This is a genomic window from Neobacillus vireti, assembly GCF_001026695.1.
Taxonomy (GTDB): domain Bacteria; phylum Bacillota; class Bacilli; order Bacillales; family Cytobacillaceae; genus Neobacillus; species Neobacillus vireti.
The window spans coordinates 316,166-340,390 of the sequence record NZ_LDNB01000002.1 but is presented as its reverse complement, the minus strand read 5'-3'; the positions used below and the strand labels follow the sequence as shown (position 1 = coordinate 340,390).

Genomic DNA, 24,225 nt, shown 5'->3' with positions numbered 1-24,225 from the left:
AAAAAAGTTTCAACAACCTCTTTGCGCTTATTGGACTTTGGTAAAATATATGTGAATCAGAATAAAGATAGAAGGAATTCCGCACAATAAATGTAAGTAAGCACTCAAGGATGGTTAAATTCTAGCATTAGAAATTATTTAACCTTTTAATAATGCATCTTGGAGGGTCTTAAATGAAGAAATTCTTTGCGATAGCTGCACTATGTTTGCTTTTAGGTGGATGTAATACCGATAAACATAAGGAAATGGCCAAAAGTGAAAACCATTCATTAGTGAACGTAAAAAACAGTTATATTGAAAGTGTTGACCGCAAGTCGGGTCAACAAATATCCAAGCACCTGGTTCAGCTTGCAACAAGCATTCCCGGTGTGAATGATGCAACTGCCGTAGTATTAGGGAGATATGCGATTGTCGGTATCGACGTAAATGCTAAGCTTGACCGCTCACAGGTTGGGACGATAAAGTATTCTGTAGCAGAAAGCTTGAAAAAAGATCCACATGGCGCTAACGCTGTTGTCGTAGCTGATGCAGACACAACAGCGCGTTTAAAAGAAATCCAAACAGATATTAAAAAAGGCAAGCCGGTACGAGGCATTATGGAGGAGCTTGCAGATGTTGCAGGCCGATTAATGCCAGAAATACCAGGCGATTTAATTACCCCAAGCCCGAAAAAGGCAACTGAAAAACCAGACAAAAAGCTCCCAGCAAATGAAGAAGATAAATTAAAAAAGGAACAGAAAGACCAATCTAATAATCATAAATAATTTGTGTGGGCATTAGAAAACTCGCCGATTGGCGAGCCGTTAGGCGAAGACAGAGGCGTAGTTGCACTTATGCCTGATAGGAAAGTTATACTTTCCTATCGGCTGAAAAAAGCTTAGGAATCCTAAGCTTTTTTCATTGCATCCATAACTTGTCTATCTAACTTTTCAGCCGCATTTTTATCGTAGGTCTTATCATACTGAACTTCTGTGATAATTTTCGAACCGTAAAACATAACGTCCCGTACTTCTGTAATTGAAACTTCAACCAAGGCAAGCTTTAGCGGTACATCTTGCAGTCTTTCTTCTTTAACCCGGGCATCCCCTTGAATTGAATATGTAGATTCATTAGCAATTAAATTGATAACTACTTTATCATTTTTGTTGATATTTCCCAGTATTCTGGAACGATTATCAACAGCAAAATAGATGGTACTGTCATCCTTCGCTAAAATCCAGGAAATTGCACTGACGTTTGGCCCTCCTGTTTCATGGTCAATTGTTGCTAAAGTTACGAAGCGTTCTTTTTGCAGCCCTTCATATAATGGACTGATGAGCTTAGGCTCCACTTGATTTGCCATCTTTACAACCCCTTTATTTATTGCTTCATTCTGTTTAAACAGATATTCTCATATTACTACTATCCCATTTTTTCATCAATATAAACGCAATTGATTTACTTGGTAATGCGCTGCCATGTTATACTATAAATATTCTGATTTAGAAAGAATTAAAAGAGGTGCCTTAATGAGAGTAAAGTGTGTGATCTGCGATAAAATCGAAGCGATAGAAGATGAATCGTTAGAAGCCAAACGCCTGCGCAATCGTCCAATCCATACATATATGTGCAATGAATGCAGCTCAAGAATAACCAAAAGAACAAATGCACGCATCGATACAGGCAATTTCAAGTTATATCGTACAAAGTCCGAAAAAGATGATTGGTAAAGAAAACCCGCTTGCAATATCCTTACTGGAATTGCAAGCGGGTTTTTCTTATCATTCTGTTGGATAGTTCTCATACTTTTCAGGCTCATTATTAATTTGGTCGAGCATAATTTCAATTAACTCACGCGGATAGCGTGCTTTTTTCATTTCTTCGCCATGCTGGTATGAAAGATAATACATCATTTCATCTGTAGTCGTTTCGATATTGGAAACGTGGTGCTCCGTAGTTAACATCTCATCAAAATATTCAAGTGTTTCTTTTGCTGCTGTATCTTCAGGACGAGCATCACAAACAACCTTTATCGTTAGCCAATTATAAAGTGCATCTTGTAAGGATTTCATTTAGGCATCCCCCATTATTTCGCTTCTGTCTGCTGCTTTTTTGTTTGGTGTAAGCGAATTTTATAAATAATTAATAAAATCGCAGCACCCGCAAGTCCTTCTGCAATTGGCAGTGCATAAGAAAAAATCAGCATCACTAAGCACCCAATTAAGAGGCAGAAATAAATCACAATGTTTTTCAAAAGAGGCAGCTTTTTTGCAAAGCCTAACTTATATACAATTGCCGCGAGGATTACAATATAAAAATACTGTAACCATACAGCCGTTTTTACATCTGTTAGTTCAATGAAAAATCTAAGACTAGGGGAAAATCCTTCCATATCCTTTGTGCACTCCTTTGTACTTAACTCAGTTCAGCATACTTTTTCTTTTTAGCTGCTTTTTCACGCTCATTTTTATCAAGAATTTTCTTACGCAGACGAATGGATACCGGTGTAACCTCACAATATTCGTCCTCATTTAAATACTCCAATGACTCTTCTAATGTCATAATGCGCGGCTTTTTAATTACCGATGTTTGGTCTTTGTTGGCTGACCGAACATTCGTTGCTTGCTTCATTTTGGTAATATTAACAGTGATGTCATTTTCACGAGTGTTTTCGCCAACAATCATTCCCTCGTAAATTTCCGTACCCGGTTCAACGAAAATCGTTCCGCGGTCTTCTACCTGCATTATACCATACGTGGACGCTTTTCCAGATTCCATTGATACAAGTACACCTTGGTGTCTTCCACCGACCTGTCCTGGCAGCATTGGCTGATAGCTATCAAAAGTGTGATTAATAATACCATAACCGCGTGTCATCGTTAAAAACTCGGTTGTATAACCAATTAGACCGCGTGCTGGCACATTAAAGATTAAGCGGACTTGACCAGATCCATTATTAATCATATCAAGCATTTCACCTTTACGGGCACCGATTGACTCCATTACGGAACCAGTGTGCTCTTCAGGAACATCTATTTGTACTCTTTCAATCGGTTCACAGCGAACGCCATCGATATTCTTTACAATAACTTCAGGTTTTGAAACTTGAAGCTCATAGCCCTCACGGCGCATGTTTTCAATTAAAATCGATAAATGAAGTTCACCCCGGCCGGAAACGATCCAAGCATCCGGTGAATCAGTGTTATCGACACGTAAGCTTACATCTGTTTGCAATTGGGAACGCAATCTTTCTTCAATCTTTCTAGAAGTTAAATATTTTCCTTCTCTGCCGGCAAACGGACTATTGTTTACGACAAATGTCATTTGTAATGTCGGTTCGTCGATTCGTAAAACTGGTAATGCTTCTTGATGTTCTGTAGGGCATACTGTCTCGCCGACATTGATATCTTCCATACCAGAAACAGCAATTAAGTCGCCTGCTTTCGCTTCTTGCACTTCCTGCCGCTTTAGACCAAAGAAACCAAAGATCTTGGTGACGCGGAATTGTTTTACACTTCCATCCAATTTCATTAATGCGACTTGTTGACCAACATGCATCGTTCCGCGGAAAACGCGTCCAATCCCGATTCTGCCAACATAATCGTTATAATCAAGAAGAGCTACTTGAAATTGCAATGGTTCATCGTGATTATCAATAGGGGCAGGAATATATTCAACGATTGCATCATATAGACACTGCATGTTTTCATCTTGCTTTTCAGGATCTGTACTTGCTGTACCGTTTATTCCTGATGCGTAGATTACCGGAAATTCAAGCTGTTCTTCCGTGGCATCAAGTTCAATAAACAAATCTATGACTTCATCTACTACTTCAGCAGGTCGGGCGAAATCACGGTCAATTTTATTTACTACGACAATCGGGGTGATTTTTTGCTCCAATGCCTTCTTAAGCACAAAACGTGTTTGCGGCATACAGCCTTCATAAGCATCGACTACAAGTAAAACACCATCAACCATTTTCATGATTCGTTCTACTTCTCCGCCAAAGTCTGCATGTCCTGGTGTATCCAAAATATTGATTCTTGTATCTTTATATTGAATTGCGGTATTCTTCGCAAGGATGGTGATGCCTCGTTCTCTTTCTATATCACCAGAGTCCATCGCACGTTCTTCCACGTGCTCATTCGAACGAAACGTTCCAGATTGTTTTAACAATTGGTCCACCAAAGTCGTTTTTCCGTGGTCAACGTGGGCGATAATCGCTATATTTCGTACATCTTCTCTTAGTTTCAAAATTCCACTCCTACCTATTTTATAAAAATTAACGCTATTTTTAGTTTCCCAAATACAACTAAAATATTATACCATACTTAAAGTGGAAACCACTAAGCATTTTAATGTATTATAAAAATAAATGAAAAATTTAAGGGGATTTATAAATGAATCAAGTGAAATGGCCATTACTCATTTATGCGATTTTAGCTGCAGCAAGTATTATTGGGATAGGCATTGCCATAAGTGCAAAGAGCATCTTCGGGGCGATTGTCTCAATCTTGGCAGTTGTCATTGTTATGGGAATGGGATTTAAGACAAAAAGAAAAATGCGCAAGAATGGGGAAATTTAAAAAGAAGCCTAATGGGCTTCTTTTCTTTACCACTTTCCATCTTTTAAATATTCTTTTAAAATCGAATGATGTAAGCCGGAGTTTGCGGCAAATAAGGAATCTTGGGAAAGAAAATCCAGCTTTTCTCCCCGTAAATTTGTTACCACTCCACCTAGTTCTTCAATAATGACAGCCCCTGCTGCAAAATCCCATGGTGATAATCGCATCGATAAATAAGCGTCCACCCTTCCAGTGGCAACAAACACCATCTCTAGCGCTGCTGTCCCGTATGACCTTGTGCCTCTAGCGTCCTTTACAAGTGGAATCATTAAATTGTGATCTATACGGTGATTCTCCATAACCCATGTTGCATTTAGGGCAATGATGGATTCCTTCACTGTTGTACTCTTAAGTACCGGGATAGATTTTTCATTTAAATAGGCACCATTTCCTCGGATTGCATGGTACAATTCATCATGGACGACATCATAAATGAGACCAATTTTACCGATTCCATTTTCATATACCGCTAGGGATATCGCAAAGTTCCTTTGTTGGTGAATAAAATTCATTGTCCCATCAATAGGATCAATCAGCCAGACAATTCCTTCAAGGCTCTTTAGGTCGTCACCAAACCCTTCTTCACCCAATATTTTATGATTTGGATAAACTCCCCTAACTTTTTTTATAAAAAATTGTTCAATTTCTTTGTCAATATTCGTTACAAGATCATTAGGGTTTGATTTTGTTTGAATATTTAGCGTCTGATCAAAGGATGAACGGATTCTATTTCCGGCTTCTTTTACCCATTCCTGTGCATGAGCATAAATGTCTTCCCAATTCATTTTTCTCCTCCAGCCAACATATTTAAAATTCAATTCCAATGTATGTAGTATGAAGCATGGCCAATAATTTGATGTACCTATAGCTTAAACAAATTAACCGCACACATCAACTTTTAGCCTTGTTACACAATAATAAACGAACTCCCCTCATTCTTTTGGAGTTCGTCCTTAGATAAGTCTTTGAATTATTCCTTTTTGTTTCATTCTATTTTGTTTCCCCTTAGCTAATAAAAATCAAGAGAGCAGTCAAAGTGCTTTTAATCGTAATAATTCTTGGCGGATTTTTTCTAACTTTTGCTTACATTCCTTCATCTTTTTTTCATTCTTTTCCTCAATTGCCTCAAATAATACAGCTAATTCATAGTCCATTTCCAATCTTAATATAGCTGTTCTTTCTTTTTCTCCAACTTTTTTTAGTGATGTATTCATCAATTGTTTCATCTTTATTCCTCCCCTTCCTTGTTAATGTAACTAATTTTTCAGATAATTTTTTACTGTATAATATGAGGCATTTTAGAATGTTGGAACAAATATGTGCTTTAACCTAGATAAGCAACATACTTCTTGTATACTCGGCAATATGCTACAATCATTCCAAGAAAGATGGTTTGTTGGAGGTTTTACAATGAATTTTACTGGATTTACTACTGAAGATTTTGACGTGTTTTTAATAGATGGTTTAGAGCCAAGAATGGAGGCTCTTAAAGAGATAATTCGGCCAAAATTAGAAGGACTAGGACAATATTTTGCTCCAACATTATCAGCTATTACAGGTGAAGAATTATTTGTCCACGTGGCCAAGCATGCGCGGCGAACGATAAATCCTCCAAAGGACACATGGGTCGCCTTCGCGGGTAATCCCCGCGGGTATAAAATGATGCCTCATTTTCAAATCGGCTTGTGGAACACCCATTTATTTATTTGGTTTGCTGTGATATACGAAGCACCGCTAAAAGCCGAAATCGGAGCGAGATTTATAAAAAAGGCAGCCAAAATACATAAAGAAATTCCCAAGGATTTTGTTTGGTCTCTAGATCATACAAAGCCGGAAACGATTGCACATGGACAACTTTCTAAGGATAATTTACGTGCCTATTTTGAACGCTTGCAAAATGTTAAAAAAGCAGAATTATTATGCGGCTATACAATCGATAAGGAAGAGGCCATCCAATTAGGGGCTGAAGGATTATTGCAACAAATTGATTTTGTTTTTAAAAATGTGGCACCACTATATAAACTAGCGCAAAACAGTAAATAAACAAAAGCTCCTGAACAAATTTGTTCGGGAGCTTTTGTTTATTTCATTTTAATTCTGTCTCCAGCTGAAGCTTCTTTTGCTTTTTTGACGGTCCGGTAAGACGAATAGCCGCTTATTTCTTCAAATTCACCGCATAAAGTCTTTTCTTCCGCTTTACTAGGCACAATTTCTTTAAAACGACGATACACGTTCATGACTTCCTCACGGTCAATTCCTTTTTCATATGCCTTCTCAATCACTTCAAAGAATTTAATCACATCGACAATTTCGTCGGTAGACCAGTTATAATCGATTGGGTATTGGTATTCCATTAGTTCACCTTCTTACATTTTACCTAAAGAGTATGATATCGTTATTTTCCCCATTTTGCACGGATTTGTTCTGCCTCTTTTACCATTCGTTCAAACAATTCCGCAACAGAAGGTACATCTTTAATTAATCCCATCACCTGTCCGGCCCAGGCAAAGCCTTCACTGGTAGAACCATCATATATATATCGTTTGTTCGCCATACCGCTAATAAAATCTTTTAATTGTTCGTAATCCCCCTTATTCTTCTCTATCTCCAGGATTTTTTCTGTCCAGCTGTTCGCGAGTGCCCTGGCTGGTGTTCCCAAAGTCCTCTTTATGACTACAGTGTCTGTTTCCGTTCCTTCCACTAACCTCTTTTTATATCGTTCATTTGCATGAACACATTCTTTTGTTGCAATAAATCTCGTCCCCATTTCAATCCCTTCAGCACCCAAACTAAGTGCTGCCATTAGTCCCCTGCCATCTCCAATACCTCCAGATGCAATCACAGGAATGGAAACGGCATCAACGACTTGTGGAATCAATACCATTGTACCAATATCATCCCTGCCGAGATGGCCGCCTCCCTCTTGCCCGACAACCATTACCGCATCGGCACCGAGCTCTTCTGCCTTGACAGCCTGTCTTCGTGCCGCAACAAGGACAAGTGTTTTGATCCTTGTTCCTTTTAACTGCTCAAAAATCGGAGCTGGATTCCCTCCAGTCATCGAGACAACCGGAACATTTTCTTCAATTGCAACCTGTAGAAAGTCTGCAAACGGCCGGCCATGCTGTCCAATAGCAAAATTGACTCCAAAAGGTTTGTTTGTCAGTTTTTTTACTTTATGTATTTCTTCTCTTAGCTCATCCGGATGTGCTAATGACATGGCTGTAATTTGACCAAGACCACCCGCGTTTGAGACAGCTGCTGCCAAGTCAGAATAGGCGAGGTATGCTAGGCCTCCTTGAATAATTGGATATTGGATATTAAGAAGTTCAGTAACTCGTGTTTCCCAATTCAATGCTATCCCTCCTCTATTTGTATATTCTGCTTAAAAGGTTATTTTTCCTTTATTATTGAGAAACTAACATCAAGATTACAAACTGCTGATATTTTCCCATTAACACTATGCAATCCAAAGGAATAATGCTATAATTCCATTTGTTTTATTTTTTTAAATTAGGCTCTGTTAAAAGTGAATGTTGATTTCCGTTCCAGGCGCGAGCGGTTCGCGGGGCGGGCGGTGAGCCTCCTCGGCGAATTGCGCGCCTGCGTGGTCTGTCCCGCTGCTCCCGCAGGAGTCTCGCGCCTTCCACTCCAATCAACATTGTGCTCAAAATCAACAATGTATTTTAACACAGCCTTAAATTAAAATAGAGTATTTTTTTATAAAGAGGTGCAATTATCTTTGTCACAATATCAAACACCGTTATTTAGCGGCTTATTAGCCCATGCAAAGAGAAATCCGATTCAATTCCATATCCCCGGGCACAAAAAGGGAGCTGGAATTGACCCTGAATTCCGTGAATTTATTGGCGATAATGCCCTATCTATCGACTTAATTAATATCGGACCCCTTGATGATCTTCACCAGCCGAAGGGAATCATTAAACAGGCGCAAGATTTAGCTGCTGAAGCTTTTGGCGCCGACCGCACATTCTTTTCTGTACAAGGGACAAGCGGTGCCATTATTGCCATGGTGATGGCCGTTTGTGGACCAGGTGAGAAAATCATTGTGCCAAGAAATGTTCATAAATCGGTTATGTCTGCGATTGTCTTTTCCGGATCGATCCCGGTATTCATTCATCCGGAAATCGATATAGATTTAGGAATTTCCCATGGGATTACTACTGAATCTGTGGAAAGAGCACTTCAGCAGCACCCTGATGCTAAAGGTGTATTAGTTATTAATCCTACTTATTTTGGTATATCTGCTGATTTAAAGAAAATTGTCGAAATCGCCCATTCATATAATGTTCCCGTCCTTGTCGATGAAGCTCACGGAGTTCATATCCATTTTCATGACGAGCTCCCGCTTTCAGCAATGCAGGCCGGGGCAGATATGGCAGCAACAAGTGTCCATAAACTTGGCGGTTCCATGACACAAAGCTCCATTCTAAATGTAAAAGAAGGGCTTGTTTCAGCGAAGCATGTCCAATCGATTTTAAGCATGCTGACTACAACGTCGACCTCCTATTTATTGCTTGCTTCTCTTGATGTTGCCCGTAAGCAGCTCGCAACAAAAGGCAAAAAGTTAATTGATAGGACGATTCAAGTTGCCCAGTCTATCCGCAAAAGAATTAATGAGATTGATCATCTCAATTGTATTGGCGAAGAAATTTTAGGTTCTAAAGCAACCTTTGATTATGACCCGACTAAACTAATTATTTCTGTCAAGGAATTAGGCTTAACTGGGTATGATGTAGAAAAGTGGCTGCGAGAAAGACATAATATCGAAGTGGAATTATCAGACTTATACAACATCCTTTGTATTATCACAATTGGGGACACAGAAGTTGAGGCAGACCTTTTAGTAAATGCCTTAAAGGAATTGGCCGACGAATGTAAACATCGTCCTGGAAAGTTTGAACCGGTGGAGGTTCTCCTTCCAGAAATTCCTGTTCTTGCCCTAACTCCAAGAGATGCTTTTTATGCTGAGACAGAAGTTATTCCTTTTGAAGAATCTGAAGGCAGAATCATTGCTGAATTTATTATGGTTTACCCGCCTGGAATTCCAATTTTTATTCCCGGTGAGATTATTACACAGGAAAATCTTCATTATATTCGTAAAAACCTTGAAGCCGGCTTACCTGTCCAAGGACCCGAAGACGATGAAATCAAAACAATCCATGTCATTAAAGAGTATAAAGCTATAAAATAAAGGCTAAAGGCTGTTTTAAAGAATATTGTTGATTTTGATCACAATGTTGATTGGAGTGGAGGGGGCGAGACTCCTGCGGGAGGGACAGGTGAGACCCCGCAGGCGCTTTAGCGCCGAGGAGGCTCACCGCCCGCCCCGCGGAAAGCGAAGCCCCCGGAACGGAAATCAACATTCTTTTCTAACAAAGCCTAAATAAAAAATACAGGATTCCGGGCTGCGGAATCCTGTTTTTATTTATTTTTAGCTTTTTTATATTTCTTCGGCAGAGTGATGGTCGTCGCAACAGTTACATTTCGAGTAAAGAACTGTTACTTTTTCATCTTCAAAATGATCAATAGTAGAGTTACATGTTTGGCATACAAGTGTGCCCATCTGTTCAATCCCCTTTTCATAATTGAATGACCATAATTTTGAAAGCGTTTAAATACCTTTAATGCAATAATAATATATCACATTGGAAATTTCAAGCCTAATTTGTATGTCACATTTAAAAAAATCCATTAAAAAAAGGTCCCTTTCTGGACCTTTTGGTACTTTTATTCATATTGAGTGACGAAAGGAATGGACGGTAGTGTTTCGCGGAAAAACTCAGCTAAATCGGCTGCCTGTTGTTTATCAGGGATACGGAATACTGTTTGAAGGTAGTCTAAGTCTTCAATTTCTTTTGGATCGAGGAGAGTTGAACGCCCAGTTTGCATACAGATTACAAGCGGTTTGCCGAAAAACATATTAGTATAAATAATACCAAAGTCATAACGGGTATCTTCAGTGGTAAATCCAATAAACCTTACTTTAGTGTTTTCATGCTCATCATAAAGTTTGTCAAAAAGCTCCATAATTCTCCTCCTGTTCTTATAATATTTTGAATATTATTATAATTGATTTTTATCCTAATAACAAGAAACTTGGCAATTAATTTCTATAAGAGTTGTCATCACTTTTTATTCAATGCTAGAATAGAAGGGCATATATTATAAGTAATAGGGGGGAAATGATGATGGCTGAAAACGCTTTTATTAAACTTGTGCCTTCATCCGCAAAACAAACAGTAGCAATTGAAGAGGTAAAGGATTTATTTCATTATTATAAAAACATAACCACAAAAACAGGAAACCAATTGAATTGGCAATACGGAGAAACCGCGTTTCCATATGAAATAAAAGAAACCGAAGATGGAAAAGGAAAATGGTTTTACTTACATTCTGAGCACGAGCGCTACAATTCGATATTAATAGGTGTTGATACAGAAACGATTAGAAGTGAGGATGGTACTCTGAGCGAGCAAACATACATACAGGTCACGCTGCCTGAACAATCCACCTTTGGTGACAAAGGGAAGGCAAATGAATTCTGTAAATTCCTTTCCAAAAAGCTGCAAGGGGAACTTCACCTTTTTAACGAACGTATCATGTATTACAATCCAAGAAAGTAATGGCTCCTTTAGGGAGCTTTTTTTAATGGACAAGGAATGCTAAGGTATAGTGAATCGACGTATAAATAACAAGGCTTAGTGTCGTGATAAAGAGTGTTTTCCCCACTGATTTTGTCGCGTGGTTTCCTATTAAAAATGCTAAATAAAAAAACACAAAAAACATGATGACTTTATAAATGAGTTGATCGTGACTTGAGAGCCATTCAATTAAGGTATATCCGCTCCAAATAATAAATTGGACTATTATGACAATATAAATCCTCATATTTATCACCACTCAAAATACATTGTTCTTAAAAAACAAAGAGATTTCGTGTTGTAAGTATATGCATTAAACTAGTCAGTTAGGTTAGTTTTTATATCCTTCAGTTTATACAATTCGCTTTTTATAAAAAAAGTCCTTTCCGTTTTTTCGAAAAGGACTTTTTTTCTTTATTTCATGGCTGCGTTAAAAAAGTGAATGTTGATTTCCGTTCCAGGCGCTTCGCTTTCCGCGGGGCGGGCGGTGAGCCTCCTCGGCGCTAAAGCGCCTGCGGGGTCTCACCTGTCCCGCTGCTCCCGCAGGAGTCTCGCTCCTTCCACTTCAATCAACATTGTAGTCAAAATCAAAAATATACGGTTTAACACAGCCTATTTCATAATATGGATTGGGCTGCCAAGGGCTACTTCGGCTGCTTCCATTGTAATTTCACCTAGTGTTGGATGGGCATGGATCGTCATCGCAAGATCTTCAGCTGTCATACCCGCTTCAATTGCTAGACCTAATTCTGCAATCATATCGGATGCACTCGCACCAGCAATCTGCGCTCCTATCACAAGACCGTCTTCTTTACGCGTGATTAATTTTAAGAATCCATCACCGCTGTCTAGTGATAATGCACGGCCATTTGCTGCAAATGGGAATTTAGCAGCATTCACTGTGATCCCTTCTTCTTTCGCTTGTGTTTCAGTATACCCAACTGAAGCTAGTTCAGGTTCAGAGAAGACAACTGCTGGAATACCTAAGTAGTCAATAACAGATGAATGTCCGGCAATCGCTTCGGCAGCAATTTTTGCTTCATATGACGCTTTATGCGCTAATTGAGGACCTTGAACAACATCACCAATGGCATAAATATTACTAATATTTGTACGGCATTGCTTGTCAATTTCAATCAAGCCGCGGTCACTCAATTTCACACCAACTTGTTCAAGTCCCATTTCATCAGTGTTAGGACGGCGACCAACCATTACAAATACGTAATCAGCTTCGATTTTCTTCTCTTCGCCTTTTGATTCGAATGTTACAATCACACCGTTTTCAGTTTCTTCGACACCCTTAGCCAATGCTTTCGTATAGAATTCTGCACCCTTTTTCTTCATGCTTCGCTTAACAAGGGCAGCCATTTGCTTATCAAAAACGCCAAGACCTAAAATTTCATCTGCGCCCTCTACGATGGTTACTTGAGAACCAAAGTTTGCATAGGCACCACCAAGCTCAATTCCGATTACCCCGCCGCCGATTACGACGATTTTTTGGGGAATATCCGCTAAGTCAAGTGCACCGGTAGAATTAAGCACACGTTTTGAATATTTAAAGGCTGGAAGTTCAATCGGGCGAGATCCTGTTGCAATGATCGCATTTTTAAAGGTATACGTCTGCGCTGAATTTTCATCCATCACTCTTAGTGTATTAGCATCAACAAAATATGCTTCACCGCGTACAATATCTACTTTATTTCCTTTTAAAAGACCTTCCACGCCGCCCGTTAATTTCTTCACAATTCCGGCTTTAAATTCTTGAACCTTGGAAAAGTCAACCTTTACATTTTCAGCCGTAATCCCGAATGCCTCAGAATGAACCGCTGTTTCGTAGCGATGGCCGGCTGCAATTAACGCCTTAGAAGGAATGCAGCCAACATTTAAACAAACGCCGCCTACATATTCCTTTTCTACAATTGTTACTTTTTGTCCGAGCTGCGCAGCCCGTATCGCTGCCACATACCCTCCCGGACCTGCACCGATGACTATTGTATCCGTTTCAATAGGAAAATCTCCAACTACCATTTTTTTACGCCTCCATTAACAAAAGTTCTGGATCGTTTAATAATCGTTTGATGTGATTTAATGCGTTCTGTGCCGTCGCCCCGTCAATCATACGATGGTCGAAGCTTAGTGAAAGAGCTAAAACTGGAGCCGCAACAATTTCACCGTCTCTAACAATCGGTTTTTCAGCAATTCTCCCTACACCCAAAATAGCAACTTCAGGGTGGTTAATAACAGGGGTAAACCATTGTCCGCCAGCTGAACCTATATTTGAAATTGTGCATGATGCACCTTTCATTTCGTTTGGAGCAAGTTTTCCTTCACGTGCTTTACCTGCTAATTCATTAATTTCATTGGAAATTGAGAAAACAGACTTACGATCTGCATCTTTAACAACTGGTACTAACAAACCTTTTTCTGTATCCGCTGCAATTCCAATGTTGTAGTAATGCTTATGAATAATTTCACTTGTTGCATCGTCAAGTGAGGTGTTTAATGCTGGGAATTCACGCAGCGCACTTGTTAATGCTTTTACAATATACGGTAAGAAGGTTAGCTTAATGCCTTTTGCTGCCGCTACTTCTTTGAATTTCTTGCGATGAGTAACTAGTTTTGTTACATCGACTTCATCCATGAGTGTTACATGTGGAGCAGTGTGTTTCGAGTTAACCATTGCTTTGGCAATTGCTTTACGGATGCCGCTCATTTTCTCACGTGTTTCCGGATATTCACCCTGCGGAATTGGAGCTGCCTTCGCTTCTGCCTTGTTGTTTACAGCTTCAGGAGCTTCAACTGCTGTATTAGCTTGTGGTGCAGCTGTTTGGGCACCGCCATTTACGAATGTATCAATGTCTGTTTTCATAATACGGCCGTTTTTACCTGTACCGGCAACTAAGCTTATTTCTACCCCTTTTTCGCGTGCATATTTCCGAACAGACGGCATAGCAATAATTCGGCGATTAGGATCTACATCAGCTTGTGGTTGTACAGCAGCAGCTGCAGGCGCTGCTTGTGGTGCTGCTTCTGGCGTTGCTTCAGGAGCAGCTGCCTTTTCTTCTTGTTTAGGCTCGTCATCACCATGATCGCCTTTAAATTGTAAATTCTCATATCCTGGTGCATCAAATGTTACAAGGGTTTGACCAACTGTTGCAACAGTTCCTTCACCAACTAATATATCGACAACAGTTCCTTCTACTGGGGAAGGAATTTCAACGACTGCTTTATCATTTTGGATTTCACAAAGAACATCGTCTTCTTGGACCTTGTCACCTGGTTTGATGAACCATTTGACGATTTCCCCTTCGTGAATACCTTCACCGATGTCAGGCATTTTAAATTGAAATGGCACTGGGATTCATCTCCTATTATTCATGTATTTTACCCAATTTTACTAGGATGAAAACGGGAAAAGAACTGCCTTTCCCCGATATCTATTACCCTGCTAACTACCGAGCAGCGCGCTTTTTTAGAATGTTAATACCTTTTTAGCCGTTTCGATCACATCTTTATAATTAGGGAGCCAGACAGACTCAGCTTGCGGGAACGCAAATACAGTATCAGGGGCTGTTACTCGTAATACAGGAGCCTCCAAGCTTAAAATTGCTCGATCGTTAATTTCAGCAACTACATTTGCAGCAATCCCAGCCTGTTTTTGAGCCTCTTGAACAACGATAGCACGTCCAGTTTTTTCAACAGAGGCAATAATCGTTTCAATATCAATCGGGCTTACTGTACGTAAGTCAATAACTTCAGCAGAAAATCCTTCTTTTTCTAGCTCTTCAGCAGCCTTTAATGATTCGTGAACCATTGCACCATAAGTAATGATTGATACATCTGTTCCTTCTCGTTTCACATCCGCTTTTCCAAGTGGAATCGTATATTCCTCTTCAGGAACTTCCTGGCGGAAAGAACGGTATAACTTCATATGCTCAAGGAAAATGACCGGATCATTATCACGGATCGATGAAATGAGAAGTCCTTTTGCATCATATGGTGTTGATGGAATCACAACTTTTACTCCAGGTGTTTGCGCCATAAGACCTTCTAAGCTGTCAGCGTGCATATCTGGAGTATGGACGCCGCCGCCAAAAGGCGAACGGAAAGTAACCGGAGCATTATATTTTCCGCCTGTACGATAGCGGAGACGAGATGCCTGACCAGAAATTGAGTCAATTACTTCAAAAACAAAGCCGAAGAATTGAATTTCCGGTACTGGACGGAAGCCTTGCAAACTAAGACCGACCGCTAAACCGCCGATACCTGATTCAGCAAGTGGTGTGTCAAATACACGATCTTCGCCAAATTCTTTTTGCAATCCTTCTGTCGCACGGAATACACCGCCGTTTACGCCTACGTCTTCACCGAAAACCAATACATTCGGATCATTACGTAATTCCGTCCGCATTGCATCAGTAATTGCTTGAATCATTGTCATTTGAGCCATGGCTTACTTCGACTCCTTTTCTTTATAAATTTCATATTGTTCTTTTAAGTTATAAGGCATTTCTTCATGCATGATGGAAATAAGATCAGTAACTTTTTGTTTTGGTGCTGCATCAGCTTTTTTAAGCGCTTCTTTAATATCTTCTTTTGCTTGTTCGATTACTTCGTTTTCTTTTTCCTCGCTCCAAATCCCTTTGTTTTCAAGGAATTTACGGAAACGAACGAGCGGATCTTTCTTTTCCCACTCATTGTCAAGGTCAGCTGTACGATAACGGGTCGGGTCATCACCAGCCATTGTATGCGGGCCATAACGGTAAGTTAATGTTTCAATCAGTGTTGGTCCCTCACCATTAATGGCACGTACGCGGGCATCGTGAGTCGCCGCATAAACTGCTAATGGATCCATACCATCCACTTGGATACCGGGGATACCAGCTGCTATTGCCTTTTGCGCAAGTGTCTTAGCAGCAGATTGTTTGTCAACAGGAGTTGAAATCGCAAAACGGTTGTTTTGCACAATAAAGATAGCTGGAGCTTTAAATGCACCTGCAAAGTTAATTCCTTCGTAGAAATCCCCTTGAGAAGTTCCACCGTCTCCTGTATAAGTAATCGCAACTGCTTTTGCTCCACGTTTCTTCATTCCAAGCGCTACACCAGCAGTTTGAACATACTGGGCGCCAATAATGATTTGCGGAATAGCAATATTGACTCCTTCAGGAATCTGTCCACCTTGAAAATGTCCTCTTGACCATAAAAACGCTTGGTATAAAGGCAATCCATGCCAAATAATTTGTGGTACATCGCGGTAGCCCGGTAAAATGAAATCTTCTTTTTCAAGAGCAAACTGTGATGCTAATTGAGACGCTTCTTGTCCTGCAGTCGGAGCATAGAAACCTAATCTTCCTTGACGATTTAATGAAATAGAGCGCTGATCAAGAATTCTTGTATACACCATACGGCGCATTAATTCCTGCAGTTGCTCATCTGTTAGGTCAGGCATTGCCGACTCGTTTACAACTTCGCCTTCTTCATTAAGAATTTGAAGTGTTTGAAATTGATCTTCTACAGCCTGGAGTACTTTTTTCGCATCAAGCTGGGCGTTTTGAGTTTTAGAAGCCATTTTAGTCACCTCTTCCTTTCTATTCAGAGCATAATTTTAAAAATATATATACCTTGTTAGATTACCCTAAAAGCAGTTGAATAAAAGCATGTTGAAAGCATCCAATTATTTTTTTTACTGTTTTTTCGGAAAATCGTCTGATATTAAAAGGCTATGATTCGCATCATTCTATTAATATCATATTCTGTATTACTTTTTTATGTAACATAATTGATACAACTTTTTAACTCATTTATGAGTGTACACCATTCATTTTTACTCGTCAATCACTGTGCATCATAATTTACCAACGCGAGCATATTAATAATATAAAATATCATTTTCCAAACTGTATCACTTTACTCCTCATTCTGTTATATATGATTTCACAATTTGGACAATTGTTATAATATAGTAAAAATCGGCTGTTTTCAGCCGATTTCTATAATGCGATCATTATTTATTCAATTTTAGTCCTGCTTTCTTATAAAATAACAATTTCTTATCATTGTATTGTTCAGTAAGCTTATTAAAATTTTCATTAGCCTCAAGAACCTTTTTATACGTCTCATTTAGTTTTGAAACTTGTGCCTCAAGGTCTTCGCGGGCTAGGTTTTTATTCTTAAACATCTCGTATAAATCTTTATCGCTTTTTAAGGATTCTGAATATTCCTTGTACAACTCTTCATGCGCTCGATATCTTTGCGTCATGATTTCATTTAATTCATTTATCAATTTCTTAAGTTCTGCATTATCTAGTTCATCCTTAATGTCAGCAACTTTCCTAAATTCCTGCTCAGATTTCTTTAGGCTCTCTGTTTCTTTGTCCATATGTTCTTTTCTTTTATCAGTCAAAGCAATTGCTTCGTCGGATAGCTTGATTATCTGGTCATACTCTTTCATGCCAAGCCCGATAATCTGGTCATATTTTTCTTTTTCTTCCTTTTCCAATTTTACAAGCGGATCTTGCTGTTCTTCAAATACCTCTTCTTTGGAAACAACCTTCTCTAAAACATTATACATCTTTTCAACTGGTGTCTTTTTATTAACACAACCTGATAAAATTAAACAAATAGCTAGCATAAAAATTAAATAGCGGCCTTTTTTCTTATAAGACAATTCGCAACCCCCTAACTAATACCAACTATATCGATACTTGGTTTATTTGACAATATCCTCTAGGCAAAAACGAGCAAAATATGGAAGTAATCATTATTTCATTATTAACATTTAATCCATTGTTTGATAGACTAATGGTTGCTAATAACTTTTTTGAACACAGGAGTGAAGGTTTATGATAACGATGGAGGATATCATTAGAGATGGCCATCCCACACTTAGAAAAGTGGCTGCAGAAGTCGCTATGCCGCCATCAGATGTGGATAAACAAATACTATCAAGCCTTTTAGAATACGTAATCAATAGCCAAAACAGCGAAATCTCTGCCAAATATGGATTGCGTCCAGGAATCGGTCTTGCAGCACCACAAATTAATGTTTCCAAACGGATGATTGCCGTACATCTTACAGATGATAAAGAAGAACTTTATAGCTATGCTTTATTTAACCCTAGAATCATCAGCCATTCTGTTGAAAAGTCCTATTTACAATCCGGTGAGGGCTGCCTTTCGGTTGATGAACCGATTCCAGGTTACGTTCAAAGACACGCTAGAATTACGGTCAAGGGAGTTAACCTTGAGGGCAAAGAAATTAAGCTTCGCTTAAAAGGATTGCCTGCTATCTGCTTTCAACATGAAATTGATCATTTAAACGGTATCATGTTTTATGATTATATTGACAAACAAAACCCTTTTAAACAAGTAGAAGGGGCAATACCGATTGAGAGGTAAAGAAAACACCGGCCATTTGGCCGGTGTTTCTTTATATGAGTTGTAATTCCTTTAAGCCATTCCAAATGCCGTCGTTATCTACATCAGTTGTGACAAAATCAGCAAGCTTCTTAGCCTCCGGAACACCATTTCCCATTGAAACACCTGTCCCAACAGCCTTCAACATTTCTAAATCATTTAAACCATCCCCAAAGGCATAAACATCCTTTAAATCAAAACCTAAACGTTCAATCATTTTTTTGATACCTTCCGCTTTCGAGCCGCCTTTTGGCAGCACATCAACAGAATAAGAATGCCACCTAATATAATTAAATTCCGGGAAGTCAGCAAGATATTTTTCTTCTTCCCCTTCTTCACAGAAGAGTAAGGACTGATAAATATTTCGATTTACATAGAAAGAAGAGTCTTTCTCTGGATGTGAAAAATTAAGGCTTCCTAAACTTTGTTCGATGAAAGAGTGGTGCCGTACATTCGCCTTCATTGTTTTCTCGTTCATAAAAACAATTGGATGTTTACTTGTTTCAGCGCGCTGATGCAGCCTTTTTAGTTCAACTTCATTTAAAGGATTTTCGTAAACCACTTCATTTTCAAAGACAACAAATTGACCATTAAAGCTTACATAGGAGTCAATTCCAAGTTCTTCGCGCAAGCCTTCAAACATAAATGGGGCTCTGCCAGTGGCAATGGCGATAAAGGTGCCATTCTCCTTCAATAATTCAATTGCTTTTTTCGTGCTTGCTGGAAGACTCTTTTCATGATCCAGCAAGGTGCCGTCTATATCAAAAAAAACTATTTTTTTCATTCTTTATCAATTCCCTTTCCGCAAACCAATGCTGCCCTTTCGAATTCTCTTCAAAAAGACTAACCCTTCGAATTATAAATGTCAATTTTAATAATTGTCATCGTTATTCCATGATTATCCATGAAATAATCAGCTAATTCACCATATAATAATAGTAAAAAGAACGGTCTTTTTTAAAATAATTCAAATATCTGCTATTGCTTGCTTTACATTGGACAAGGATTGTATAAAATAAGAAGTAAGGAGATGATCCACTATGTTAAAGAAGCTGAGGAAGAAGCTCTTAAAACAGTGGAACGATTTACTGCGAAAGAAATCCATTGCCTAATTTTTTAAGGGCCCTTCAAAAATTAGAAGGGCTCCTTCGTTATTTAAATTGTAAAACAGATACACTTTTTACATACTTTTCATATGAAGTCCAAGACTTTTGTAGAAAATAAATGAAAAAGATGAAAATGTTTTATATAATAGAAAAAGTTATGACCAAAGTTAGGAGCGAAATTGTCATGATATTTAAAGTGTATTTTCAAAAAAACATTAAAGAAGTTCCAGTTAGAGAGAACACCAAATCTCTATTTATTGAAGGGGAATCGGTACGAGATGTCCGCTCAAAAATTGCCGATCGCGGCTTTAATGTTGAATTTGTACAAGAAGTTAAAGGAGCATATTTAGAATATGAAAAACAAAATGCAGATTATAAAGTATTGGAGAATTGATAATTTATGAAATTTGTAAAAAATGATCAAACTGCAGTTTTTGCGCTTGGCGGTTTAGGTGAAATCGGCAAGAACACATATGCAGTTCAGTTCCAGGATGAAATAATTTTAATCGATGCCGGTATAAAGTTTCCGGAAGATGAACTTTTAGGTATTGATTATGTAATACCCGATTATACCTATCTTGTAAAAAATGAAGACAAAATTAAAGGGTTGTTTGTGACCCACGGACATGAAGATCACATTGGCGGTATTCCCTATTTATTACGTGAAGTCAATATTCCCATTTATGGCGGAAAGCTTGCCCTAGGATTAATTAAAAATAAACTAGAAGAACATGGATTATTACGTAATGCCAAATTGATTGAAATTAAAGAAGATGATGTGATTAAATTCCGCAAAACATCGGTTACGTTTTTCCGAACAACCCACAGCATTCCGGATTCATATGGAATTGTTGTGAAAACTCCTCCGGGTCAAATCGTCCATACAGGTGATTTTAAATTTGATTTTACCCCTGTAGGTGAACCAGCAAATATCACAAAAATGGCAGAGATCGGTAAAGAAGGAGTATTGTGTTTACTTTCTGATAGCACAAATAGTGAGATTCCTGACTTCACAATGTCAGAACGCCGGGTTGGAGAAAGTATTCACGATATCTTCCGTAAAGTAGATGGACGAATCATCTTTGCGACTTTCGCTTCAAATATTCACAGATTACAGCAGGTCGTTGAGGCAGCAGTTGACAATGGAAGAAAAGTAGCCGTTTTTGGCCGAAGTATGGAAGCTGCCATTAATATAGGACTTGACTTAGGGTATATAACCGCACCAAAAGAAACGTTTATTGAAGCAAATCAAATTAATCGCCTGCCTGCCGATAAAGTGACTATTCTTTGTACGGGGAGCCAGGGTGAAACGATGGCGGCACTTTCAAGAATTGCCAACGGAACACATAGACAAATTCAAATTATCCCTGGAGATACGGTTGTATTTTCATCATCACCAATTCCTGGGAACACAATAAGTGTCAGCAGAACGATTAATTTATTGTATCGTGCTGGTGCAGAAGTCATTCACGGAAAGTTAAGTAATATCCATACTTCCGGGCATGGCGGGCAAGAAGAACAAAAACTAATGCTCCGATTAATTAAACCGAAATTCTTTATGCCAATTCACGGTGAATACCGAATGCAAATTATGCATGCTAAACTTGCGGTTGATTGTGGTGTTGAAAAAGAAAATTGCTTTATTATGGATAATGGTGAAGTGTTAGCACTTTCAGACGATACGGCACAAGTGGCTGGAAAGATCCCATCCGGTTCTGTATATATCGATGGAAGCGGTGTAGGTGACATTGGAAATATTGTCTTGCGTGACCGGAGAATTCTTTCAGAAGAGGGCTTAGTCGTTGTTGTTGTCAGTATCAATATGAAGGAATTTAAAATTGCTTCAGGTCCAGACCTTATTTCTCGCGGATTTGTTTATATGAGGGAATCAGGCGACTTAATCAATGACGCTCAAAACCTAATTACAAAACACTTAAATAAGGTGATGGAGCGTAAGACAAGTCAATGGTCTGAAATTAAAAATGAAATTACCGATACATTAGCACCATTCCTGTACGAAAAAACAAAACGCAGACCGATGATTTTACCAATCATTATGGAAGTGTAAAAAATAAAGCGGAAGCGCAAGGCGCTTCCGCTTTTCTTATTCTAAAACTTTTCTTTCGAATCGGGCAATATCGTTATCGTTTCCGATTACTATTAATACATCATTGACGTAAATCGTTTCTTTTGCTTGCGGGGAAACAATGATTTCTTCTCCCCTTTTAATCGCAACAATATTTAATCCATATTTCTTACGAATATCCATACCCATAATGGTATGACCGCTAAGTTTTCCGTTTGCAACTATTTCTACGATACTATGTTCATCAGATAGTTCTAAATAGTCAACAACATTACCTGATGCCATGTTATGAGCAATTCGTTTACCCATATCTCGTTCAGGGTGGACAACATGGTCCGCACCAATTTTTCGAAGCACTTTTTCATGATAATCATTTTGGGCCTTTGCAGTAACACGTCCCACCCCTAATTCTTTGAGAATAAGTGTAGTTAGGATACTTGATTGAATATCGTCACCAATTGCAACAATCACATGGTCAAAATTTCGAATCCCAAGACTTTTTAAGACATTTTCGTCCGTTGTATCACCTACAACAGCATGGGAAGCTATCATCGAAAATTCATTGACTCGCTCTTCATCAACATCTATTCCCAGAACTTCCATTCCTTCATCGGTCAGCGTCCGGCAGATACTCCCGCCAAATCGGCCAAGCCCAATGACTGCAAAACTTTTTTTCACAAATAACTCCCCCAAGAACACAAAATATCTAATATGGTATCATTTTAGCATCCTTTGTCGATTTTTTATATAGTGAGATACCATCAGTTACTCCCGTCTATTTTTGTTTTTTCTTATTTTGTAAAAAAGGAAGCTAAGGAAGCCAATAATGGTCAATGTTAATAAAATCGGCAGATTGCCGAGAAGAAAAACGACTAAGCCAGAAAGTCCTGCCAATAAAATGTTCGTACTTTTCATAAATTGTTTTTTCGTTTTTTCCCATGTATTTAGTTTATCTTTATCGATATTCGGGACCACAACTTTATTTTCGTAAAGGGTAATATTGACCGTCGAAAGCGATGTTTGATTCTCTAAAAACTTCATTTTACCTTCAATTGTTTCAATCTCTTCTTGAACAGCTGCCAAATCTGCGGAAATTTTTAATAAATCCTCAGTTTTAGCTGCACCTTTCATAAACGTCAGGAGCCGTTCCTCGACGACTCGCTTTGACTTTAATCGTGATTCAAGGTCAACATATTCCTCGGTTACATCTTGACCTGTAATGGTCCTTTGAAGAACCTCTGCAGCCTGCCCTTCTGCTTCGTGCAAAAAGCCCTGGAAATGCTTTTGTGGAATTCTAATTTTTATACTGCCGCTAACCTGATCTTTTCCTTCTTTTGTGACATTCGATTCAGCAATATAACCGCCATATTTTAGCGCCTTTTCCTCCAAACTTTGCAAAGTTTGATTAAACTTCTTCACCCTTAGAGCTAAATCTGCTTGATAGATCACCATCTTATTCGATACTGTTATTTTTTCATAATTCGTTGTTGCCTTATTTTCGGCGGCTTTATCCCCTGCTGAAATAGAGTCATACTCGTTTGAACTGGACTTGGCTGAATCCATTGCCCCATCATTCATCGTTCCGCTTTTATCTTCACTACTCGCACTGCACCCTGCCAAAAAAACTAACAAGGCAAAAAAATAAATTGGTACCCATTTTTTAAGTTTTTTCAACTCACGACACCCCTTTTTCTCTCTTAGTAGGCCGTTCTGTTACTTATCTTTACTAATACCGACGATTAAACGGATACAAGGTTACAGTAAAACAACGCACCATCAAAAAAAAAACTGCCCGTGGGCAGCAACGAGCAGTCGATTCTTTATTAAGGATTATTCTGTTTTTTCTATCTCATCTAGAACTCGATTAACCCGTTTCTCAAGCATTTTCATCCCGCTTCCGCCAGCTTGGAAATGGCGGAGCTTGCCTTCACGATCAAACACATAATAGGCAGGAACGTATTGATTTTCAAAGGCTTCCGTTAATTTATGATCGCTATCGACAAAAATCGGCTGACTAATTCCGTGTTCAGCAGCTGATTGCTTAATTTCTTCCATGTTCAAATCGTTTTCAGAACGCGGCATATGAACGGCAACAACATTTAATTTATCTTTGAAATCATCACGGAATTGATTGACCTGCGGCATCGCCTCTTTACATAAATGACAGCTAATCGACCAAAAATGAATTAGGGTTGGTTTGTCGCCGATTAACTCCTCTCTTGTCACTTCGCCGTTCAGCCATTCCGTTGCACCGGTTAACTCCGGCATTGGTTCACGTAATTTCATTCTAAAACCCCCTCTTTAAAAAAGACCTAACGCTAAAAAGGTTAGGTCTATCACTTTGTTGAT

The 24,225-nt window shown here is 38.8% G+C and carries 29 protein-coding genes; 9 read left to right on the top strand and 20 right to left on the bottom strand.

Annotation, left to right across the window (positions count from 1 at the left end; all coding sequences use genetic code 11):
• Window positions 1-173: 173 nt before the first annotated feature.
• Window positions 174-764: a YhcN/YlaJ family sporulation lipoprotein gene (locus AA980_RS02020; protein ID WP_024029146.1), complete on the top strand. Its 591-nt coding sequence runs from the start codon at window positions 174-176 to the stop codon at window positions 762-764.
• 122 nt (window positions 765-886) lie between these two features.
• Here AA980_RS02020 and AA980_RS02015 read toward each other — a convergent pair whose 3' ends face one another.
• The gene (locus AA980_RS02015; RefSeq protein ID WP_024030963.1) at window positions 887-1,342 is read right to left on the bottom strand and encodes a pyridoxamine 5'-phosphate oxidase family protein; all 456 of its coding nucleotides are present in this window, start codon (window positions 1,340-1,342) and stop codon (window positions 887-889) included.
• A gap of 166 nt (window positions 1,343-1,508) precedes the next feature.
• Between AA980_RS02015 and AA980_RS02010 the strand changes: the two genes are divergently transcribed.
• Entirely contained in the window at window positions 1,509-1,709 is a 201-nt protein-coding gene (locus tag AA980_RS02010; protein ID WP_024030964.1) for a YlaI family protein, read from the top strand.
• 51 nt (window positions 1,710-1,760) lie between these two features.
• Here the strand turns inward: AA980_RS02010 and AA980_RS02005 are convergent, their stop codons facing one another.
• The 3 genes from AA980_RS02005 to typA are packed head-to-tail and all read right to left on the bottom strand — an operon-like array spanning window position 1,761 to window position 4,233.
• Window positions 1,761-2,051 (bottom strand): hypothetical protein, encoded by a 291-nt coding sequence (locus AA980_RS02005; protein WP_024030965.1) that lies wholly within the window; start codon window positions 2,049-2,051, stop codon window positions 1,761-1,763.
• 14 nt (window positions 2,052-2,065) lie between these two features.
• Window positions 2,066-2,371: a YlaH-like family protein gene (locus AA980_RS02000; RefSeq protein ID WP_024030966.1), complete on the bottom strand. Its 306-nt coding sequence runs from the start codon at window positions 2,369-2,371 to the stop codon at window positions 2,066-2,068.
• Window positions 2,372-2,394: 23 nt separating this feature from the next.
• Window positions 2,395-4,233: a translational GTPase TypA gene (typA, locus tag AA980_RS01995; protein WP_024030967.1), complete on the bottom strand. Its 1,839-nt coding sequence runs from the start codon at window positions 4,231-4,233 to the stop codon at window positions 2,395-2,397.
• A 146-nt stretch (window positions 4,234-4,379) separates the two neighbouring features.
• Here typA and AA980_RS01990 point away from each other — a divergent pair, with 146 nt between their 5' ends.
• Window positions 4,380-4,565 (top strand): DUF5325 family protein, encoded by a 186-nt coding sequence (locus tag AA980_RS01990; protein WP_024030968.1) that lies wholly within the window; start codon window positions 4,380-4,382, stop codon window positions 4,563-4,565.
• A 26-nt stretch (window positions 4,566-4,591) separates the two neighbouring features.
• On the opposite strand, the gene AA980_RS01985 is transcribed toward AA980_RS01990, so the two are convergent.
• Both AA980_RS01985 and AA980_RS01980 read right to left on the bottom strand, forming a co-directional pair.
• A complete protein-coding gene (locus AA980_RS01985) occupies window positions 4,592-5,389 on the bottom strand; it encodes an inositol monophosphatase family protein (RefSeq protein WP_024030969.1) in 798 nt (265 codons plus the stop codon).
• Between the two features lie 246 nt (window positions 5,390-5,635).
• Entirely contained in the window at window positions 5,636-5,830 is a 195-nt protein-coding gene (locus AA980_RS01980; RefSeq protein WP_024030970.1) for a hypothetical protein, read from the bottom strand.
• Window positions 5,831-6,014: 184 nt separating this feature from the next.
• Between AA980_RS01980 and AA980_RS01975 the strand changes: the two genes are divergently transcribed.
• On the top strand, window positions 6,015-6,647 hold the full coding sequence (locus tag AA980_RS01975; RefSeq protein WP_024030971.1) for a YktB family protein: 633 nt from the start codon (window positions 6,015-6,017) through the stop codon (window positions 6,645-6,647).
• A 38-nt stretch (window positions 6,648-6,685) separates the two neighbouring features.
• On the opposite strand, the gene AA980_RS01970 is transcribed toward AA980_RS01975, so the two are convergent.
• Window positions 6,686-6,958, bottom strand: a complete 273-nt coding sequence (locus tag AA980_RS01970) for a UPF0223 family protein (RefSeq protein ID WP_024030972.1) — start codon at window positions 6,956-6,958, stop codon at window positions 6,686-6,688.
• A gap of 41 nt (window positions 6,959-6,999) precedes the next feature.
• Complete coding sequence (locus tag AA980_RS01965) at window positions 7,000-7,959, bottom strand: NAD(P)H-dependent flavin oxidoreductase (protein ID WP_024030973.1); 960 nt, start codon at window positions 7,957-7,959, stop codon at window positions 7,000-7,002.
• A gap of 387 nt (window positions 7,960-8,346) precedes the next feature.
• Between AA980_RS01965 and AA980_RS01960 the strand changes: the two genes are divergently transcribed.
• A complete protein-coding gene (locus tag AA980_RS01960; RefSeq protein WP_024031198.1) occupies window positions 8,347-9,819 on the top strand; it encodes an aminotransferase class I/II-fold pyridoxal phosphate-dependent enzyme in 1,473 nt (490 codons plus the stop codon).
• 249 nt (window positions 9,820-10,068) lie between these two features.
• Here AA980_RS01960 and AA980_RS26030 read toward each other — a convergent pair whose 3' ends face one another.
• Both AA980_RS26030 and AA980_RS01955 read right to left on the bottom strand, forming a co-directional pair.
• Window positions 10,069-10,191, bottom strand: a complete 123-nt coding sequence (locus AA980_RS26030; protein WP_082195592.1) for a GapA-binding peptide SR1P — start codon at window positions 10,189-10,191, stop codon at window positions 10,069-10,071.
• A gap of 164 nt (window positions 10,192-10,355) precedes the next feature.
• Window positions 10,356-10,655 carry a DUF3055 domain-containing protein gene (locus AA980_RS01955; RefSeq protein WP_024031213.1) on the bottom strand — a complete coding sequence of 100 codons (300 nt, stop codon included), beginning with the start codon at window positions 10,653-10,655 and terminating at the stop codon, window positions 10,356-10,358.
• Between the two features lie 161 nt (window positions 10,656-10,816).
• Here AA980_RS01955 and AA980_RS01950 point away from each other — a divergent pair, with 161 nt between their 5' ends.
• Window positions 10,817-11,251 (top strand): DUF1885 family protein, encoded by a 435-nt coding sequence (locus AA980_RS01950; RefSeq protein ID WP_024031212.1) that lies wholly within the window; start codon window positions 10,817-10,819, stop codon window positions 11,249-11,251.
• 22 nt (window positions 11,252-11,273) lie between these two features.
• On the opposite strand, the gene AA980_RS01945 is transcribed toward AA980_RS01950, so the two are convergent.
• From AA980_RS01945 to AA980_RS01920, 6 genes are all read right to left on the bottom strand, one after another.
• Complete coding sequence (locus tag AA980_RS01945; RefSeq protein WP_024031211.1) at window positions 11,274-11,516, bottom strand: hypothetical protein; 243 nt, start codon at window positions 11,514-11,516, stop codon at window positions 11,274-11,276.
• Window positions 11,517-11,881: 365 nt separating this feature from the next.
• Complete coding sequence (gene lpdA, locus AA980_RS01940; protein WP_024031112.1) at window positions 11,882-13,297, bottom strand: dihydrolipoyl dehydrogenase; 1,416 nt, start codon at window positions 13,295-13,297, stop codon at window positions 11,882-11,884.
• A gap of 4 nt (window positions 13,298-13,301) precedes the next feature.
• Window positions 13,302-14,624, bottom strand: coding sequence for a dihydrolipoamide acetyltransferase family protein (locus AA980_RS01935; protein ID WP_024031113.1), 1,323 nt, complete (start codon window positions 14,622-14,624; stop codon window positions 13,302-13,304).
• Between the two features lie 117 nt (window positions 14,625-14,741).
• Window positions 14,742-15,719, bottom strand: a complete 978-nt coding sequence (locus AA980_RS01930) for an alpha-ketoacid dehydrogenase subunit beta (protein ID WP_024031114.1) — start codon at window positions 15,717-15,719, stop codon at window positions 14,742-14,744.
• A gap of 3 nt (window positions 15,720-15,722) precedes the next feature.
• On the bottom strand, window positions 15,723-16,838 hold the full coding sequence (gene pdhA, locus AA980_RS01925; RefSeq protein ID WP_024031115.1) for a pyruvate dehydrogenase (acetyl-transferring) E1 component subunit alpha: 1,116 nt from the start codon (window positions 16,836-16,838) through the stop codon (window positions 15,723-15,725).
• 435 nt (window positions 16,839-17,273) lie between these two features.
• Window positions 17,274-17,936 (bottom strand): YkyA family protein, encoded by a 663-nt coding sequence (locus AA980_RS01920; RefSeq protein ID WP_024031116.1) that lies wholly within the window; start codon window positions 17,934-17,936, stop codon window positions 17,274-17,276.
• Between the two features lie 175 nt (window positions 17,937-18,111).
• Here AA980_RS01920 and def point away from each other — a divergent pair, with 175 nt between their 5' ends.
• Entirely contained in the window at window positions 18,112-18,666 is a 555-nt protein-coding gene (gene def, locus AA980_RS01915) for a peptide deformylase (RefSeq protein WP_024031117.1), read from the top strand.
• Between the two features lie 31 nt (window positions 18,667-18,697).
• On the opposite strand, the gene AA980_RS01910 is transcribed toward def, so the two are convergent.
• Complete coding sequence (locus AA980_RS01910; RefSeq protein ID WP_024031118.1) at window positions 18,698-19,468, bottom strand: Cof-type HAD-IIB family hydrolase; 771 nt, start codon at window positions 19,466-19,468, stop codon at window positions 18,698-18,700.
• Window positions 19,469-19,974: 506 nt separating this feature from the next.
• Here AA980_RS01910 and AA980_RS01905 point away from each other — a divergent pair.
• Together AA980_RS01905 and rnjA are read left to right on the top strand one after the other, a co-directional pair.
• Window positions 19,975-20,184, top strand: a complete 210-nt coding sequence (locus tag AA980_RS01905) for a DNA-dependent RNA polymerase subunit epsilon (RefSeq protein WP_024031119.1) — start codon at window positions 19,975-19,977, stop codon at window positions 20,182-20,184.
• Window positions 20,185-20,190: 6 nt separating this feature from the next.
• Window positions 20,191-21,858 (top strand): ribonuclease J1, encoded by a 1,668-nt coding sequence (rnjA, locus tag AA980_RS01900; protein ID WP_024031120.1) that lies wholly within the window; start codon window positions 20,191-20,193, stop codon window positions 21,856-21,858.
• Between the two features lie 36 nt (window positions 21,859-21,894).
• On the opposite strand, the gene AA980_RS01895 is transcribed toward rnjA, so the two are convergent.
• From AA980_RS01895 to AA980_RS01885, 3 genes are all read right to left on the bottom strand, one after another.
• Window positions 21,895-22,554, bottom strand: a complete 660-nt coding sequence (locus AA980_RS01895; protein WP_024031121.1) for a potassium channel family protein — start codon at window positions 22,552-22,554, stop codon at window positions 21,895-21,897.
• Between the two features lie 87 nt (window positions 22,555-22,641).
• Complete coding sequence (locus tag AA980_RS01890; RefSeq protein ID WP_024031122.1) at window positions 22,642-23,550, bottom strand: DUF4349 domain-containing protein; 909 nt, start codon at window positions 23,548-23,550, stop codon at window positions 22,642-22,644.
• Between the two features lie 156 nt (window positions 23,551-23,706).
• Entirely contained in the window at window positions 23,707-24,162 is a 456-nt protein-coding gene (locus tag AA980_RS01885) for a TlpA family protein disulfide reductase (RefSeq protein ID WP_024031123.1), read from the bottom strand.
• Window positions 24,163-24,225: the final 63 nt, after the last annotated feature.

Bases quoted from the DNA above. Each gene is read 5' to 3' on its own strand.
- AA980_RS26030 (WP_082195592.1), bottom strand. From the start codon at position 10,191: ATGGGCACACTTGTATGCCAAACATGTAACTCTACTATTGATCATTTT.
- AA980_RS01950 (WP_024031212.1), top strand. From the start codon at position 10,817: ATGGCTGAAAACGCTTTTATTAAACTTGTGCCTTCATCCGCAAAACAA.
- pdhA (WP_024031115.1), bottom strand. From the start codon at position 16,838: ATGGCTTCTAAAACTCAAAACGCCCAGCTTGATGCGAAAAAAGTACTC.
- AA980_RS01955 (WP_024031213.1), bottom strand. From the start codon at position 10,655: ATGGAGCTTTTTGACAAACTTTATGATGAGCATGAAAACACTAAAGTA.
- AA980_RS02020 (WP_024029146.1), top strand. From the start codon at position 174: ATGAAGAAATTCTTTGCGATAGCTGCACTATGTTTGCTTTTAGGTGGA.
- AA980_RS01980 (WP_024030970.1), bottom strand. From the start codon at position 5,830: ATGAAACAATTGATGAATACATCACTAAAAAAAGTTGGAGAAAAAGAA.
- AA980_RS01970 (WP_024030972.1), bottom strand. From the start codon at position 6,958: ATGGAATACCAATACCCAATCGATTATAACTGGTCTACCGACGAAATT.
- AA980_RS02000 (WP_024030966.1), bottom strand. From the start codon at position 2,371: ATGGAAGGATTTTCCCCTAGTCTTAGATTTTTCATTGAACTAACAGAT.
- AA980_RS02010 (WP_024030964.1), top strand. From the start codon at position 1,509: ATGAGAGTAAAGTGTGTGATCTGCGATAAAATCGAAGCGATAGAAGAT.
- AA980_RS02005 (WP_024030965.1), bottom strand. From the start codon at position 2,051: ATGAAATCCTTACAAGATGCACTTTATAATTGGCTAACGATAAAGGTT.
- AA980_RS01945 (WP_024031211.1), bottom strand. From the start codon at position 11,516: ATGAGGATTTATATTGTCATAATAGTCCAATTTATTATTTGGAGCGGA.
- AA980_RS01990 (WP_024030968.1), top strand. From the start codon at position 4,380: ATGAATCAAGTGAAATGGCCATTACTCATTTATGCGATTTTAGCTGCA.
- AA980_RS02015 (WP_024030963.1), bottom strand. From the start codon at position 1,342: ATGGCAAATCAAGTGGAGCCTAAGCTCATCAGTCCATTATATGAAGGG.
- lpdA (WP_024031112.1), bottom strand. From the start codon at position 13,297: ATGGTAGTTGGAGATTTTCCTATTGAAACGGATACAATAGTCATCGGT.
- AA980_RS01930 (WP_024031114.1), bottom strand. From the start codon at position 15,719: ATGGCTCAAATGACAATGATTCAAGCAATTACTGATGCAATGCGGACG.
- AA980_RS01975 (WP_024030971.1), top strand. From the start codon at position 6,015: ATGAATTTTACTGGATTTACTACTGAAGATTTTGACGTGTTTTTAATA.
- AA980_RS01910 (WP_024031118.1), bottom strand. From the start codon at position 19,468: ATGAAAAAAATAGTTTTTTTTGATATAGACGGCACCTTGCTGGATCAT.
- def (WP_024031117.1), top strand. From the start codon at position 18,112: ATGATAACGATGGAGGATATCATTAGAGATGGCCATCCCACACTTAGA.
- AA980_RS01985 (WP_024030969.1), bottom strand. From the start codon at position 5,389: ATGAATTGGGAAGACATTTATGCTCATGCACAGGAATGGGTAAAAGAA.
- rnjA (WP_024031120.1), top strand. From the start codon at position 20,191: ATGAAATTTGTAAAAAATGATCAAACTGCAGTTTTTGCGCTTGGCGGT.
- AA980_RS01905 (WP_024031119.1), top strand. From the start codon at position 19,975: ATGATATTTAAAGTGTATTTTCAAAAAAACATTAAAGAAGTTCCAGTT.
- AA980_RS01885 (WP_024031123.1), bottom strand. From the start codon at position 24,162: ATGAAATTACGTGAACCAATGCCGGAGTTAACCGGTGCAACGGAATGG.